Below are 15,485 nucleotides of genomic sequence, written 5' to 3' on the forward strand. Positions count from 1 at the left end.
ACGACAACGGCGTGAAGATCTCCGCTTGGACCGCTGCAGACGACATCGAGAGGAGGCGACGGGTGAACCGCAGGAAACTGCGCAAGCTGGTCGACGAGGTCGCCCGCGACCTCGACCTGCCGCCCGACGCCACGCACAGGGACGCGAGCCGCCGGGTCTGCGAGCTGATGAGCGAGCGGCTGGGACGCCCGGTCGACGTCCGCTTCGCCGCCATCACGAACGCGGTCTGCCTGAGCGGCGCGACCGCGTTGCTCGAGAACGGCACCTACCTCGTGATCTGCGCCGACTCGCAGTCCTGGTACCACCGCCTGCACGTGCTGCTGCACGAGTTCGCGCACGTGCTGCTGGAGCACCAGCCGGTGGCGCTGAGCCGCAGCGAGGGCATGCGCAAGCTGGCACCGCACCTGCTGCCGCGGATGGCGCAGATCATCGCGGGCCGCACGACCATGACCGAGGACGAGGAGCGCGAGGCCGAGAACCTCGCGGACCACCTGCTGGAACGCCTCACGGAACACCGGGTGTGGGCCGACACGGCCGCGACCGAGGAACCACCGCACGTGCGGCGGGTGGCCGAGTCCCTCGAAGGAAGATCTCGCTGGGTGCGTCGTGGCGATCTTTAACCTGATCTACCTCTCGTGCGGCGTCGTCGGACTGCTCCTGCTCGCGTACAAGATCCGCGCGCTGCGGTCGAGCTGGGGCAGTCCCCGTGTCGTGGCACTGATCACCACCTGCTTCTTCTCCGCGTTCGCCGTGCTCTTCGCGGCGCCCGCGAACATCACCTGGATCAACTGGGTGAGCGGCGTGCCGAACTTCGCCGCGTTGCTCGTCTACAGCCTGGTGGTGTGCTTCGCGGGGTCGGCGTTCGCGCTGGTGCTGTACTGGCGCTACCCGGCGGTCCAGGCGTGGCAACGGGTCCGGCTGATCGTCGTCAGCTACAGCACGGTCGTCGCGGCGATGATCGTGCTGTTCTTCAAGTCCGAGGTCGGCGAAGAGCGCCAGGTCGACTTCGACACGTTCTACGCCACGCAACCGACCATCGCGGTCTTCCTGTTCATCTACTTCGTGGCCACCGGAATCGGCTGCGGCGGCCAGGCCTACCACTGCTGGCAGGGCTCGCGGGACGAGGCGATCGCCGCCCGGCTCTGGCTCGCTCGCGGCCTGCGCTGGTACTGCGCGGCGGCGCTGTTCCCGATGGCGTTCGCGGTGATCAAGCTGTTCGTGCTGCTGATGGACTGGGCGGGCGAGCGCAGCTTCGACGTGCTGAGCCTGACCGCGCCGTTGATGGCGTCGCTGTCGATGATCCCGCTGGTGATCGCGATGGCGCTGCCGGTGTTCGGCCCGCGCCGCCCGTCGCCGTCGCTGTGGTTGCGGCGCTGGCGGACCTACTTCGCGTTGCGGCCGCTGCACCGGGCGCTGGTGCACGTGAACCCCGGCATCGTGCTGGTGGCGCCGGGCAAGTTCCTCAACCCGCACCACCGGGTGCGGCGGCAGATCATCGAGCTGAACGACTGGCGCTGGGCGCTCACGCCGTACTTCGACCTGACCGTCGGTGAAACGGCCACTTCTCTCGCGCGCCAGGCCGCGCTGCCCTCCGACGAGGTCGTCGCCGTCGTGGAGGCCGCGCAGCTGCGGGCAGCCGGTTCGTCCGGACGTTCTTCCAAGCCCGCGAAACGCCGTCCCGCCGCGGAGATCGTCGACGGCACCGACCTGGCCGCCGAGCACGACAGGTGGGTGCGCATCTCGCGCGCGTTCCAGCACTCGCCGATAGTCGACGCCGCGGTCGCCGACGCCACGCGCGTGCAAGCAGCAGGGGGAAAAGAGTAAATGGCACCCACACACGCCGTTGTCCTCGGCGGAGGGCTCGCGGGCATGCTCGCGGCGTCCGTCCTCGTCAGGCACTTCGACGAGGTCACCGTGGTGGAGCGGGACAAACTGCCGGACGGTCCAGGCACCCGCTCCGGCGTGCCGCAGGCCCGGCACGCGCATCTGCTGATGTCCGGTGGCGCGCGGGCGATCGAGTCGCTGCTGCCCGGCACGTTGGACGCGTTGTCAGCGGCCGGCGCCCACCGGATCGGCGTGCCGAACGACCTGGTGTCGTTGAGCGCGCAGGGATGGGTGCCGCGGTTCCCCGAGATGCAGTTCATCGTCTCGTGCAGCCGCGGCCTGCTGGACTGGGTCGTCCGCACGCAGGCGTTGCGGGACACCAAGATCTCGGTCCTGACCGGCACCGAACCGGTGTCGTTGCTCGGTGACCGGCACGCGGTGTCCGGGGTGCTGGTCGAGGACCGCGTCTCGCGCGAGCAGATCTCGCTGGAGGCCAACCTGGTCGTGGACGCCACCGGGCGGGGCTCGCGGCTGCCCGCGTGGCTGGAGTCGTTCGGGCTGCCGGCCGTGCACTCCGAGAGCGTGGACTCCGGCCTCGCCTACGCCACCCGGATCTTCCAGGCTCCGCCGTCGGCGACCTCCGGGTTCCCGATCGTCAACGTCCAGGCCAACCCCCGCGACCCGCATCCGGGCTGCACGGCGACGTTGCTGCCCATCGAGGACGGCCGCTGGCTCGTGACGCTGTCCGGAACGCGCGGCGGGGAACCCTCGACCGACGAGTCGGAGTTCGTGGCGTTCGCGCGTTCCGTGCGCAACCCCGTGGTGGGCGAACTGATCGCCGACGCCACCCCGTTGTCGCCGGTCTACGGCTCGCACAGCACGGCCAACCGCCGGATGTTCTACGAGCGCATGAAGTCCTGGCCGGTCGGGTTGCTGGCGCTGGGCGACGCCGTCGCCACCTACAACCCCGTCTACGGGCACGGCATGTCCGTCGCGGCGCAGAGCGCTCAGGCCCTGGACGCGGGCCTGAGCGCAGGACACTCGTCGCAACGCATCCAGCGCGGCATCGGCAAGGTGGTCGACGGCGCCTGGGCCATGGCCACCAACCAGGACATCCTCTACCCCGGCGCGGTCGGCAAACCGCTGCCGCTGGCCGGACGCGTGCTGCAGCGGTACGTCGACCGGCTGGTGCGCACCGCGACCACCGAGATGGCGGTGACGCGGGCGTTCCTGGAGGCGTTCACGCTGTCCGGGCCGATGGCGAAGCTGGTCAGCCCCAAGGTGGTCTGGGCGACCCTGCGCGGCCCCCGCTCAGCGCCCCCGGAGCCGACGCTGACGGCGGTCGAACGCTCGCGAGTCACGTCAGCGGACTGAAGCCCTGCACGTAGGCCATGGCCCTGATGAACGCCGGGTCCTGCATCCTGGCGTTCAACTCCTCCGGGGTCGGCTCCGCAACGCGCTGGTGCACCCACCACAGGTTGCCGAACGGGTCGGTGAACCTGCTGACCCGGTCGCCCCAGAACAGCTCGGTCGGCTCGGTGACCACCGTCGCCCCGCGCTCGGTCGCCCGCTTCAGCACCTCGGCGTCGTCCGCGACGTAGAGGCGCAGGAACGCCGGGGTGAGCGGCCAGTCCGGGCGGTCGAACAGCATCACCACCGAGTCGCCGATGCGGACCTCGGCGTGACCGATGTCCGGCGCCTCGCCCACGCGGCCGAGCTCGACGGCGTCGAACACCTCCGTGATGAAGTCGATCAGCTCGGCGGTGTGGCCTGCGGTGATCATCCACGGGGTGACGGTGTGGTAGCCCTCGGGCACGACGTTCATCGGGTCCTGTCCCTTCGTTGTTGTCGGGGACGACCGTATGACCGATATAGGACGGTATCTGTCCTATTTGGGCCGGGCGCTACACCGCCTAGGTTGAGCGGCGTGAGTGATGCGGCTCGGTTGTTGCGTCTGCTGTCGCTGCTGCAGACCCCGCGCGAATGGCCCGGCAGCGAGCTGGCCGAGCGGTTGGGGGTCACGTCGCGGACGGTGCGGCGGGACGTCGACCGGTTGCGCGACCTCGGGTATCCCGTCGAGGCCACGATGGGAGCGCTGGGCGGGTACCGGTTGGGCGCGGGCAAGGCGATGCCACCGTTGTTGCTCGACGACGAGGAGGCCGTGGCCATCGCGGTCGGGTTGCGGACGGCGGCGAGGCAGCCCGTGGCGGGCATCGCCGAGGCGTCGCTGCGGGCGTTGGCGAAGCTGCAGCAGGTTCTGCCGCCTCGGCTGGCGCGGCGGGTGTCGTCGCTGACGGCCGCCACCGCGGCTTCCGCGTCGCCGTTCGCCTCGCTGGTCGACCCGGCTCAGCTCACGATCATCGCCGGAGCGGTGCAGGCGAGGGAGCGGGTGCGGTTCGCTTACGCGGCGCAGGAAGGTGTGGCGTCGAAGCGGCACGTCGAACCTGTTCAGTTGGTAGCGCTGGGGCGGCGCTGGTACCTCCTCGCCTTCGACGTGGAACGGGACGACTGGCGCATCTTCCGGCTGGACCGCGTCTCCACCGCCGTCGCCACCGGGGCCCGGTTCGCGGCACGGGTGGCGCCGGGCGGGGACGCGACCGAGTACGTCACGCGGAAGATGTACGAGACGGCGCCGACCTACCGGGCGCGTGCGACGCTGCGGTTGCCCGTGGAGCTGGCGCGGGCACGGCTGGCGGACTTCGCCGGCGACCTCTCAGCTCTCGACGACGACTCGTGCACGTGGCACAGCGTCGAGGACACGGTCGACTACCTCGCGTTCCGCCTGACCTCGCTCGGGTGCGACTTCACCGTGCAGGGACCGCCGGAACTGGTCGAGCACCTGCGGGTGATGGGTGAGCGGATCACCCGCTCGGTGGACTCGCTCTGACGCCCAGCACCGGCTGACCGCCCAGCACGCCGGCGTACGACGGGTCCCACGGCCAGCGGCCCGACTCGTCGGCGTGCACGAGCTGCAGCGCGGCGATGCCCTCGCCGTACAGACGCGCGGACACCAGCAGGTGCGCCCACGGGCGGGCCACGCGGACAACCTCCAGCAGCGGGCCGCCCTCGAGCGCGAACCGTTGGCCCGGCGAGGGAACGCAGCTGTGCGACAGGTGTTCGGCGGTGTCGTCGAGCAGGCGCCCGGCCTCCAGGACGGGCATGCCCGTGACGACGAGCTCGGGCAGGCCGCGCACGGTCAGCCCGACGGTGTACGCCCACGGCGGGTGGGCCCGGTCTCGTTCCACCGCCTGGACGGCCCAGCCGCGGGCGTCGATGCAGCGGCGCAGGGTGGCCAGGTGTTCGTCCATGCGGCTGGCGGGGTGGTCGCAGTCCCAGCACATCGGGGTCTCCTCGGGCGAGTGGGCAACGGGTCTCGTCCAGTGTGCCGAGGAGCACCGACAAGATCGTTTGGGCAGTTCGTGGACAGAAGATGGACAAACGATCTGTCGGCTGTCTGGATCGTTAGTCTGCGACGCACGGAGGATCGTCCATGCGTCAACGACCGCTTCTCATCGCGCAGGCCTGCGGGGACTGAATGGAACTCGAACCCCTCGCCAACGCGATCAGAGCCGCCCAGGCCGCCGCCCGCCGCGGCGACGTGCACGGGGTCGACCACGCCTACGGGGAAGCGGCCAGGATCAGCCGCGTCATCGCCCACGACCACTGCGCCACCCTGCTGGGCCTCGGTGCGATCAGACGGGCGGCCCGGCGCTGCGACGAGTACCTCACCGAGGACGACACCGAACTGAGAGTGCTCAAAGCCCAGATCCGCAGTGCCACAACGGATCACGCCAGTGCCGAACGGGACGTGCGGGAGCTGCGCAGGCGGTACCTCAACGAGCTGCAGCAGGCGAGACTCGCGCGCGTCGCGGCACTGGCCGCCGTCCACCGGTTCGACCACCCCACCGCGGAAAGCGAGCTCGACGCCGCGGAACGCCACTTCCGCCGGGCGGGCCACATCGAGCAGCTGGAAGCCATCGGCAACGACCGGCTGCTCCTCGACGTGCGCCGCAACGCGCACGTGCCGAAGATCGACGACCAGACCCCGCGCACCCCGGCCGAGTTCCTCAGACGGGAAGCGGTGCTCCGGCGCGAGGTCAGGTACGAGGAAGCCCTGGCATTGATGATGAGGTGCGCCACCAGCTACGGGATCGAACCGGCGCTGCAGTTCGCCGTGCACCACGAGTTGACCGTGCTGCTCGTCCTGACCAGACAACCAGGTGCCGCACGCAGGCTCTTCCCGCTGCTGGTGGCCGCGGCCGGACCGGAGGTGCTCTCGACGCTCCCCGACGCCACGCAGACGCTCGCCCCGGAACGCCACCTCGACCACGTCCGACGTCTGATCGCGGCGGGCGAACCGGCGACGGCGGAAGGCCTGCTGGGCGAAGGGAACTCCGCGCTCTGGCACCTCACCAAGGCCGAGCTCGCCCACGCCGGGCAACGCCTCGACGAGGCCGCCAGGCACTTCCGCCAGGCAGCGGCACGAACACCGCACACCGAGCTGAAAGCGTTGGCACTGCGCAAACTCGGTGACACGCTCGCTGACGCCGGAGACGAGGAGCAGGCGGCCAGGTGCTGGACCGAATCCAGCCACACCGAAGAGGAAGCCACCCAGGACTCCCCCCGCCTCCAGCTGTTGCGAGCGGTCAGGGACGAACACGACAGCCGCGTCCTGGCCGCGGCCCGCCGAGTCCGGCGCGAGGGCAGGAAGGCGTTGCCAGGGCTGGTGGTGGCGCTCGAAGCCGCCAGGAGCACCACGATCCTGGCCGAGCCTCGCGCCCTGCCGGGGTTCACCGACCTCAGATCGGCCCAGCGCTGGCTGCGCGGCATCACCAGGCACCTGTCCCACGACCAGGCCGTGTGGATGATGCACGCGACGCCCGACCAGCTGCACCACGTGATCATCGGTCGCAGGATCACCCACCTCACCGCCGACGTGCACGTCAGCGAGCTCGCCGAGACGATTCACCGGATCAGGGCGTGGAAACCCCGCCACGCCCCGGCGGTTCTCGGCACCCTGCTCGCCGAGCTGGCAAACCTGATCGCGCTGAAGGACGTGCTCAACGCCCTGCCCGCCAACAGAATCGTCGTGGTGGCGGGAGATGTCCTCGCCGACATCCCGCTCGCGGGTCTCCCCGTCGACGGCCGCCACCTCGGCCTCACGCACGCCCTGTCCACCCTGCCGTGTCTCTCGGCCCTGCCGTCGCTGCACCAGCGCGCCCTCGACCAAAGAGGCGACGAGGCAACGACTTTCCACGACCCGGCGGAGCTCGAACGCACTCTGAAGGAACACCGCTTCCGCCGGGTCCGCATCGATTCCTCGGGCAGCGAAAGGGTTTCCGTGGAAACGTTGGGACGAATGGACTTCAGCGCGTGCGGCACGGTCGTGCTCGGCGCGGGCCACGACAGGGCCGGTTACGCGCGTTCGGTGATCACGGCGGGCGCGGGAGCCGTCGTGACGGCACGGTGGAAGCCCGAGGACGACGCTGCGCGGAAGGTGCTCGACGCGTTCGACCGCAACCTGGCCAAGCTGCCCCGCGACCGGGCGCTGCAGCACGCGTTGCGCGAGGTCGCCGACCGGCACCCGGCCGACTGGGCGTGCTGGTCGCTGCACGGTGACGCGGGCGTGCAGACCACGGCGGGTCCGCTGCGCAGAAGACTCAGGAAGAACGGAGAACCCGTGCCGCTCGAAACCCGCCCCAAGGTGTTCCTGTCGTTCGCCGGCAAGGACCGTCCGCACGCCGAGCAGCTGCGTGCCGAGCTGGAGGAACGCAACGTCAGCGCCTTCCTCGACGAGCAGGACGCGGTCGCGGTCGACGACGGGCTGGGCACGTCCGACTACCACGTCCTGCTGTGGTCGTCGAACACCCCGCGACGCGACCGGGCCACCGACGAGTGGGCGGCGGCGTTCAGCTTCGAGGTGACGCGCCGCCGCGCCTTCCTGTTCATCGTGCGGCTCGACGAGGAACCGCTGCCGCCGCTGCTCGCGCCCCGCAAGCACGTCGACCTGGTGGAGGCCGCCGACCGCCTGGTGGCGACCTGGCGCTCCGACCGCAAGTCCGAGCTTCCCGTGTTCCCGCAACCCGTACCGCCGGCGCCGGACGGCCCGACCGTCGCGATCTCGGTGCGCAGTCACGACCTCGGTGTCACGCACGTCGTCATGACACCGCTGCACCTGACCGGGGCCGAGCTGTACCGGACGGTGTCCCACGCCCTGCGGTTGCCGGCCGAGCAGGCGACGTTCGACGGCACGATCGGGATGCGGTTCTCCTACGAGCTCTTCCAGCACAACGAGCCGATCCCCGCCGACGAGTCCACTGTGGACCTGACGACGGATCTCGTCGACATCGCGGTCCGCGTCGAGTCGTTCGGCAAGCACGGCACCCGTGACAACCGGGAGTACCGCCCGGACGACGAGCTCGACGAGGGCCTGGACGTCGACCAGCAACGCATGCTGCTCGTCGCCGCCTTCCGGCATCTCCTGCCGTGACAACGGTCCTGCCCCCGGAGGCGAAGTCCGGGGGCAGGACCGTTGTTCAACTCAGACCCTGCGACGGCGGCCCTGCAGCAGCAGGAACGCACCTCCGGCGATCAGGGTCAGCGCCGCCAGGAGCAGGCTCCACACCGACGCGCCGGTCCACGCCAGCGGCGGTGCGGGCGGTGTGGGCAGCAGACCGGCGTCGAGGGTGAGGTCGACGCGTTTGTCCTTGCCCAGCTTGACGACGTGGGTGCATCCGGTCGCCGGGTCGACGTCGGAGTCCTTGCCGTCGTCGCCGACGTTGGGCGTGGTCAGCTTGCGACCGGCGACCAGGCCCGTCATCGGGTCGGCGTTGAAGCAGACCTTGTACTCACCGTCGGGCAGGTCGGTGAACAGGTACTTGCCGCCGGAGTCGGTCTTGGTCTGGGCCACCGGCTTGCCGGCGCCGTCCTGCAGGAAGACCGGGAGTCCCGGCACACCGGGTTCGCCGGCGTCCTGCACGCCGTTGGCGTTGTCGTCGGACCAGACGAAGTCACCGACGCGGTTGGTCGGCGGGACGAGACCGAGGTCGAGGGTCAGGTTCTCCCTCTTGCCCACGCCGACCGTCACCGGCGGCGTGCACCCGGTCGCCGGGTCGACGTCGGAGTCCTTCGCGTCGTCGCCGACGTTCGGCTTCGTCGCGACGTACCCGGCGTAGGCACCGGGCAGAGCACCCATGTCGAAGCACACCTTGTAGGTGCCGTCCGGGATGCCTGGGAACTCGTAGCGGCCGTCCGTGCCGGTCTTGACCGTGCCGACGACGGTGCCCTTGTCGTCGACCAGCTTGACCACGACGCCCGGCACACCCGGCTCACCCGGCTGCTGCACACCGTCGCGGTTGGTGTCGGACCACACCAGGTCACCGATGCGGTTGGGCGGTGCCACGAGACCGGCGTCCAGCGTCAGGTTCTCGCGCTTGCCCGGTCCGACCACGACGGGCAGCGTGCACCCGGTCGCCGGGTCGGCGTCGGAGTCCATCGCGTCGTCGCCCGCGTCGGTCTTGGTGAGGGTGTAGTCCGCCACCGCGGCCGGCAGGTTCTTGACGTCGAAGCACACCGTGTAGCTGCCGTCCGGCATGTCGCTGAACAGGTACTTGCCCTGCGCGTCGGTGGTCGTGGTCGCGCCGGTGGACAGCTTCACCGTCACACCGGCCACGGGCTGCTCACCCGCGTCCTGCAGACCGTTGCGGTTGGCGTCGACCCACACGTAGTCACCGATCCTGTTGACCGGCGCGTGGATGCCGGCGTCCAGGGTCAGGTCCTCGCGCTTGCCCAGGCCCAGCGTCACCTCAGGCGTGCAGCCGGTCGCGACGTCGGCGTCGGAGTCCTTCGCGTCGTCGGAACCCGCGTTCGGCGTGGTGAACTGGAAGTCCGCCATACCCGTGGGCATCGGGCCGAAGCACACCGTGTACTTGCCGTCCGGCAGGTTGTCGAAGACGTACTTGCCGTTCGCGTCCGTCTTCGTGGTCTGACCGGTCGACAACTTCACCGGCACGTCAGGCACACCGGGTTCGCCGTCGTCCTGGATGCCGTTCTTGTTGTCGTCACGCCACACCGTGTCACCGAGCTTGTTCGGCGGGGAGACCAGACCCATGTCCAGGGTCAGGTCCTCCCGCTTCCCGGTGCCCAGCGTGGTTTCCGCCGTGCAGCCGTCCGCGCCCGCGTCGGAGTCCTTCGCGTCGTCGGTGCCCGCGTTCTGCGTGGTGACCTTGTAGTCCTTCACCGAGGCGGGCAGGTTGGCGACGTCGAAGCACACCTTGTAGGTGCCGTCGGGCAGGTTGTCGAACAGGTACTTGCCCTGCGCGTCCGTGGTCGTCGTCGCGCCGTTGGACAGCGTGACCTTCACGCCCTGCACCGGAACGTCCGTGGCGTCCTGCAGACCGTCCTTGTTGACGTCGATCCACACGTAGTCACCGAGGCGGTTCACCGGCGAGATCAGACCCATGTCGAGAGTCAGGTCCTCCGGCTTGTCCACACCCAGCGTCGTGGTCGGCGTGCAACCCGTGGCCACGTCGGCGTCCGAGTCCTTCGCGTCGTCGCCACCCTGGTCCGGCTTCGTCACCTGGTAGTCCGCCACCGCGGCGGGCAGGTTCTTGATGTCGAAGCAGACGGTGTAGGTGCCGTCCGGCAGGTTCGGGAACTCGTACTTGCCGTTCTGGTCGGTGGTCGTCGTCTTGTCACCCACCTTGACCGTCACACCCGGCACACCGGGCTCGTTCGGGTCCTGGACGCCGTTCTTGTTGTCGTCACGCCACACCGTGTCACCGAGCTTGTTCGGCGGCCGGATGCCGAGGTCCAGCGTGAGGTCCTCGCGCTTGGCAGACCCCAACGACGTCGGCGGCGTGCAGCCGGTGGCGTCCGCGTCGGAGTCCTTCGTGTCGTCGCCACCCGCGTCCGGCCTCGTCACCAGGTAGTTCTGGTACGGGGCAGGCATGTTGGCGATGTCGAAGCACACCTTGTAGGTGCCGTCGGCCAGGTTGTCGAACAGGTACTTGCCGTCGGCACCGGTCGTCTTCGGCGTGCCCACGGGGTTTCCGGCACCGTCCTTCAGCGTCACGGTCACACCGGGAACGCCCGGCTCACCCGCGTCCTGCACGCCGTTGCGGTTGGTGTCCACCCACACGAAGTCGCCGACCTTGTTGTTCGGCGGCACCAGACCCGCGTCCAGCGTCAGGTCCTCGCGCTTGCCCACACCCAGCGTCGTCGTCGCGGTGCAGTCGTCGGCCGGATCCGCGTCCGAGTCCAACGCGTCGTCACCCGCGTCCTTGGTGGTGAACAGGTATCCGGCGTACTGGGCGGGCAACGTCGACAGGTCGAAGCACACCTTGTACGTGCCGTCGGGCAGGTTCTGGATCAGGTACTTGCCCTGCGCGTCGGTCTGCACCGGCGTGCCGACGATGGTGCCGTCGGCCTTCTTCGCCACCACCGTCACACCGGGAACACCCGGCTCACCCGCGTCCTGCAGACCATTGCGGTTGGTGTCGACCCACACGAAGTCGCCGAGGGAGTTGTTGACCTTCGCGTTGATACCCGCGTCGATCGAGTGGTCGGCGGTACCGGCCTTGCCCGTGGTCACCTGAGTCTTGCCCGCACTGTCCACGTTGGAGTCGATCAGCCGGTCCGCACCGGCCGCCTGAACCGTCCACTTGAGATCACTCGCCGCGGGCGCGCCCGGCAACGCCGCCGCGTTCACCCCGCTGTAGTCGAACGTCAGGTTGTAACAGGTCTCCGGCTTCAGACCGTCCGCCGCACCGAAGTAGTACTCACCCTTGGCGTTCGTCGTCTTCACCGGCAACGCCGCACCACCGGCACACGGCGTCGCCGTCACCTTCACCCCCGCCACCGCGGGCTCGTCACCGTCCTGCACACCGTCCGCATCCATGTCGAACCACACGCGGTTGCCCAGCTGCACCGGCGCCAGATCGCACAACGCCTCCAGATCACCGAGACCGTTCGCCTTGCCCCAGCCCTCGCTGAACTCGTCGATGATCTTGTAGGCGTTGGAGTACGTGGCGTCGGTCATCAAACCCGTGGTGCGGTCGAACCAGCCGACACCACCGGTGCGCACACCGGTCGGGTCCATCACGGTCGCCGGCATGCGGGTCTCGCCGTAGACCAGGCCCACCGCACCCTGCGCGGTCTCCTGGTGCGGCGCGTAGCCGCCACCGAACGCGAAGTACTCACCGGGGTAGTACTCCACGACGTCGGCCGCCTGCTCGGCACCACCGTTGGGGTTGACGTGGTTGTTCTTGCACCCGCCGGTGCCCTCCCACGCGTAGCCGGTGGCGGTCTTGCAGGCCCGGTTGAGGTCACCGCCGGAGAAGGTCTCCCACTCACCGCCGGTGCCGTCCGGAGCGGGGATCCAGAAGCCGCCCATGTCACCGAAGCGGTCGCGGAAGCCCAGCGCGAGGTCGCCGTTGTTCTCCACGCCGATGTCGATCAACAGCGGCATCGGGTAGGTGTTGTGCTGCAGGTCGTTGGCCGCGGTGTCGTTCCAGCTGTTCGTCCAGGGGTACCAGACGTTGCTCGCCGGGCGGCTGTTGAACGTCCTGCCGCGCTGGAAGTCGAGGACCTTCGTCAGCACCGGCGCGCTGAACGCACCACCGGAGAACGTCATGACGACGGCCTTCACGTCGGCGATCTTCTTCGTCGACGCGCCGGAGCAGACACCACCGACGTACACGAGGCCGTCGCGCACGCCGAGCGCACCGGGCCGCCAGTCGCCCGCGGACGGACACGTCGACGGGATCGCGTAAGACGCCTTCGGCGCGGCCGCGATCGGCTGCGTTGCGTCGTAGACGTAGAGCTTCTTGTCGAACATGTTGACGACGTAGAGCTCGCTGCCGTCCTCGGAGACGTCGATGTCACCGAGGCTCTGCGTACCGGGCACGGCGAAGAAGCCGCCGTCGAAGTCGGCCTGGTGGTTGTGCGTGGCCCCACCGGCGTTCGGCACGGTGGTGAACAACGTCGTCGCGCCGCCCCCGGCGGGCGTGACGTAGATGCCACCGGGACCACCCGGCCCGTAGTTGGTGAGCCGCTTCGCGAACGCGGCGGAGAACAACCGCTTGTCCTGCTTGCGGTAGGCGAGGCCGTACACCGTGCCGGTGGCGCCCTGGTTCGCGATCTGCGTCGGCGCGGTGTTCGTGCCACGCGAGGTGAACGGCATGGTCACCAACGAACGCGCGGAGTCGTTGACCATGCTCTTGCCGTCGCGGTCACGCGTCGCGCGCTCGCACGCCGTCGCGAGCGCGGGGCTCGACTGGCAGTAGTCGGACGGGTTCCACAGGCCGGTGGTGACCGTGACGTTCTTGCCGCCCGAGACGTCCACGAACATCGTGTTGCTCTCGAGCGTGCCGCCGGCCGGTGCGGGCTGGAGAACGCTGCCCGCGGGCGGGTTGACCTGCACGCGGTACTTGCCGCCGCTCACCGGCGCGAGGCCGACCGCGACGCTGCCGGACGCGTCGGTCGTCCCGGTCGCGGTCTTGCCCGCGGGGTCGGTGACGAGCACGGAAGCACCCTGGACGGGTACCTCGACGGCGGCGTCGTAGTTGCCGTTGCCGTTGACGTCACGAATGACCTTGACGGTCAACGAGCCGTCACCGGGACCGGCATGCGCTGTCGTCGGCATGACCACGGCGGACGAGGCGGCCACCAGCGCGGCGAGCGCGGCGGCGAGCGGTCGTTTCACGAATTCGCTCCTAGGCAGCAGGGACGGGAGACTGCGGGAAACTGGAAAATGCCACCGTTTCCGCAGGTCCGCCCGCCGTCCTCCACTTACGCGCCGTCGCTTGTCACACTTCCTGGTGAACTTTTCTCGCGAGATCGGTCGCTTGATTTCCGCTTTTTGTGACTTTCCGTAGAAAGCTGATCCCGTTCGGGTGGGCTGCGAGTCACAATCAGGGATTCAGGTTTAGCCGCGACCGTTGCAGCGTGCAACTGTCCACAAGGGAGGTTCGCTCTACCGGGTCATTCGTGTGTGTGGACGTCACAGCTTGACCCCACGGCATATGAGGCTAAACGGGTGAATGTGTGCATCGGACTCAGCCTTTCCTGGCTTCAACGCCTGTAACCGGTGAAGGTCGCCCACGGGCGCTGAAGGACCCGAGCGGACGCTGAAGGGAAGACCGTTGAGCACACCGGAGCCGGATCAGGGCTTCGCCGAGTTCTTCCGCACCTGCCTGCCGGTGGTGACCAGGACGTTGACGGCGTTGAGCGGCGACACCCGCGTCGTCGAGGACGTGGCGCAGGACGCGTTGCTCATCGCACGGCACCGATGGGGTGACGTGCGGTCCTACGACAAGCCCGAGGCGTGGGTGCTGAAGGTCGCGATCCGGCTGCTGCGCCGCTGGCAACGACAGCACCGGCAGGAGACGCCGCTGGTCGCGGTGCCCGCGGTCGACGTCGTGGACCGGGTGCACGAGGTGGAGGCGGTGCACTCCGCGTTGCGCCGGCTCTCCCCCAGGCACCGCGAGGTCGTCGCGTTGCACCACCTGCTCGGCTATCCGGTCAGCGAGATCGCCGCGGTGCTGGTGGTCAGCGAGTCGACCGTGCGGACGCACCTCACCCGCGGCAGGGCAGAGCTGCGGCGGATTCTCGGAGGCAGTGATGAGTGAGCTCCTGCGCGAGTTCGAGTTCGACGAGGAGGTCGAGCGGACCTACCGCGCCGGCGAGGCCGCGGAACGGGCGGGCCGCCTGCGCGAGGCCGCCGTGTGCTTCCGGGTCGCCGCCGACCAGCAGCTCGGTGACGCGGCCGTGCGTCTGGCGCGAGTGCTGTTCGCGCTCGGGGAGGCCACCGAGGCCGCCCACTGGCACCGGCTCGCGGTGGCCGACGGGTTCGCCGAGGAGCTGGTGGAGGCGGACGTCCAGGCACGCCAACGGTTTCTGGAGCACGCGGCCCGGATCACCGTCGGCGCGCCGACCTTCGACTGGCTGCCCGCTTCGCCGCCAGTGGAGCGAATGGACGTTCAACGGATACAGGCGCGCACACGGGCGTTGCGGTCGTTGGACCAGCGATACGGCGGTATGGCATGCCATACCGCGGTGGCGGAGCACGTCGCCGCAGTCGAACCGCAGATCATGCTCGGCGACGCGGAGACGTGGACGGCCGTCGCGGAGGCCCACGAGCTGGCGGGCTGGACGGCGTTCGACAGCGGCATGCCCGGCGTGGCGCTGCCGCACTTCGAACGTGCGCTGACGCTGGCGCGACAGGCGGAGAACGAGGAGCTGATCGCGTCGGTGCTGACCCGTGCGGGCAGGATGTTCCTGCACCACAACGCACCCGAGGACGCCCTCAAGGCGTTCCAGCTCGGTTTCGTGGCAGCGCACAACTCCTGGACCGACCACCGAACGCTGCCGGACCCGCAGACCGCCATCACGTCACTCACCACAACCGTTGAGACGTACCGCGCAGAACAGGTGCGAGCGCGCGCGATCGCCCTGACCGCGTTGGCCCGCAACCACCTCGCGGCCGGCGACGTGGACGCCGCGTCCGATTTCGGTGCGCACGCGGTGGCCGCGGCCGCGACCCTGCGTTCGGCACGAGTGGACGACCAGCTGCGGTGGCTGGCCGAGGAGGCCCGCGCCGCAGGCGCATCCGCGCTGGTGGAGCACATATCGACCCGTTTCGCGCGGTGTGTTTGACGTTT

At 69.5% G+C, this 15,485-nt stretch carries 10 protein-coding genes; 7 read left to right on the plus strand and 3 right to left on the minus strand.

Annotated elements, in window-relative coordinates; genetic code table 11:
* Positions 1–62 precede the first annotated feature (62 nt).
* The 3 genes from ABZV40_RS07170 to ABZV40_RS07180 are packed head-to-tail and all read left to right on the plus strand — an operon-like array spanning position 63 to position 3,198.
* Positions 63–620 carry a hypothetical protein gene (locus tag ABZV40_RS07170; protein WP_355437049.1) on the plus strand — a complete coding sequence of 186 codons (558 nt, stop codon included), beginning with the start codon at positions 63–65 and terminating at the stop codon, positions 618–620.
* Positions 607–1,824 (plus strand): MAB_1171c family putative transporter, encoded by a 1,218-nt coding sequence (locus ABZV40_RS07175; RefSeq protein WP_355437051.1) that lies wholly within the window; start codon positions 607–609, stop codon positions 1,822–1,824. Before ABZV40_RS07170 ends, ABZV40_RS07175 begins: the two co-directional genes overlap by 14 nt.
* Entirely contained in the window at positions 1,825–3,198 is a 1,374-nt protein-coding gene (locus tag ABZV40_RS07180) for an FAD-dependent monooxygenase (protein ID WP_355437053.1), read from the plus strand. It begins immediately after the preceding gene.
* Here ABZV40_RS07180 and ABZV40_RS07185 read toward each other — a convergent pair.
* Positions 3,182–3,649 carry a VOC family protein gene (locus tag ABZV40_RS07185; protein ID WP_355437055.1) on the minus strand — a complete coding sequence of 156 codons (468 nt, stop codon included), beginning with the start codon at positions 3,647–3,649 and terminating at the stop codon, positions 3,182–3,184. The two genes, ABZV40_RS07180 and ABZV40_RS07185, sit on opposite strands and share 17 nt — an antisense overlap.
* Before the next feature lie 102 nt (positions 3,650–3,751).
* Between ABZV40_RS07185 and ABZV40_RS07190 the strand changes: the two genes are divergently transcribed.
* Entirely contained in the window at positions 3,752–4,711 is a 960-nt protein-coding gene (locus ABZV40_RS07190) for a YafY family protein (RefSeq protein WP_355437057.1), read from the plus strand.
* Here the strand turns inward: ABZV40_RS07190 and ABZV40_RS07195 are convergent.
* Entirely contained in the window at positions 4,686–5,165 is a 480-nt protein-coding gene (locus tag ABZV40_RS07195) for a DUF4262 domain-containing protein (protein WP_355437059.1), read from the minus strand. The genes ABZV40_RS07190 and ABZV40_RS07195 overlap by 26 nt on opposite strands.
* 194 nt (positions 5,166–5,359) lie before the next feature.
* Here ABZV40_RS07195 and ABZV40_RS07200 point away from each other — a divergent pair, with 194 nt between their 5' ends.
* Positions 5,360–8,314: a TIR domain-containing protein gene (locus ABZV40_RS07200; protein ID WP_355437061.1), complete on the plus strand. Its 2,955-nt coding sequence runs from the start codon at positions 5,360–5,362 to the stop codon at positions 8,312–8,314.
* A gap of 51 nt (positions 8,315–8,365) precedes the next feature.
* Here the strand turns inward: ABZV40_RS07200 and ABZV40_RS07205 are convergent, their stop codons facing one another.
* Positions 8,366–13,528: an SdrD B-like domain-containing protein gene (locus ABZV40_RS07205; RefSeq protein WP_355437063.1), complete on the minus strand. Its 5,163-nt coding sequence runs from the start codon at positions 13,526–13,528 to the stop codon at positions 8,366–8,368.
* A 439-nt stretch (positions 13,529–13,967) separates the two neighbouring features.
* Between ABZV40_RS07205 and ABZV40_RS07210 the strand changes: the two genes are divergently transcribed.
* Together ABZV40_RS07210 and ABZV40_RS07215 are read left to right on the plus strand one after the other, a co-directional pair.
* Entirely contained in the window at positions 13,968–14,453 is a 486-nt protein-coding gene (locus ABZV40_RS07210) for a sigma-70 family RNA polymerase sigma factor (protein WP_355437065.1), read from the plus strand.
* A complete protein-coding gene (locus ABZV40_RS07215; protein ID WP_355437068.1) occupies positions 14,446–15,480 on the plus strand; it encodes a hypothetical protein in 1,035 nt (344 codons plus the stop codon). The genes ABZV40_RS07210 and ABZV40_RS07215 overlap by 8 nt, the downstream gene beginning before the upstream one ends.
* Positions 15,481–15,485: the final 5 nt, after the last annotated feature.

Origin of the sequence: Lentzea sp. NPDC004782 (assembly GCF_040609115.1) — a bacterium.
In the GTDB taxonomy this organism is placed as follows: domain Bacteria; phylum Actinomycetota; class Actinomycetes; order Mycobacteriales; family Pseudonocardiaceae; genus Lentzea.

Coding starts and splice junctions, on each gene's coding strand:
- ABZV40_RS07180 (WP_355437053.1), top strand. CDS start 1,825: ATGGCACCCACACACGCCGTTGTCCTCGGCGGAGGGCTCGCGGGCATG.
- ABZV40_RS07215 (WP_355437068.1), top strand. CDS start 14,446: ATGAGTGAGCTCCTGCGCGAGTTCGAGTTCGACGAGGAGGTCGAGCGG.
- ABZV40_RS07200 (WP_355437061.1), top strand. CDS start 5,360: ATGGAACTCGAACCCCTCGCCAACGCGATCAGAGCCGCCCAGGCCGCC.
- ABZV40_RS07195 (WP_355437059.1), bottom strand. CDS start 5,165: ATGTGCTGGGACTGCGACCACCCCGCCAGCCGCATGGACGAACACCTG.
- ABZV40_RS07185 (WP_355437055.1), bottom strand. CDS start 3,649: ATGAACGTCGTGCCCGAGGGCTACCACACCGTCACCCCGTGGATGATC.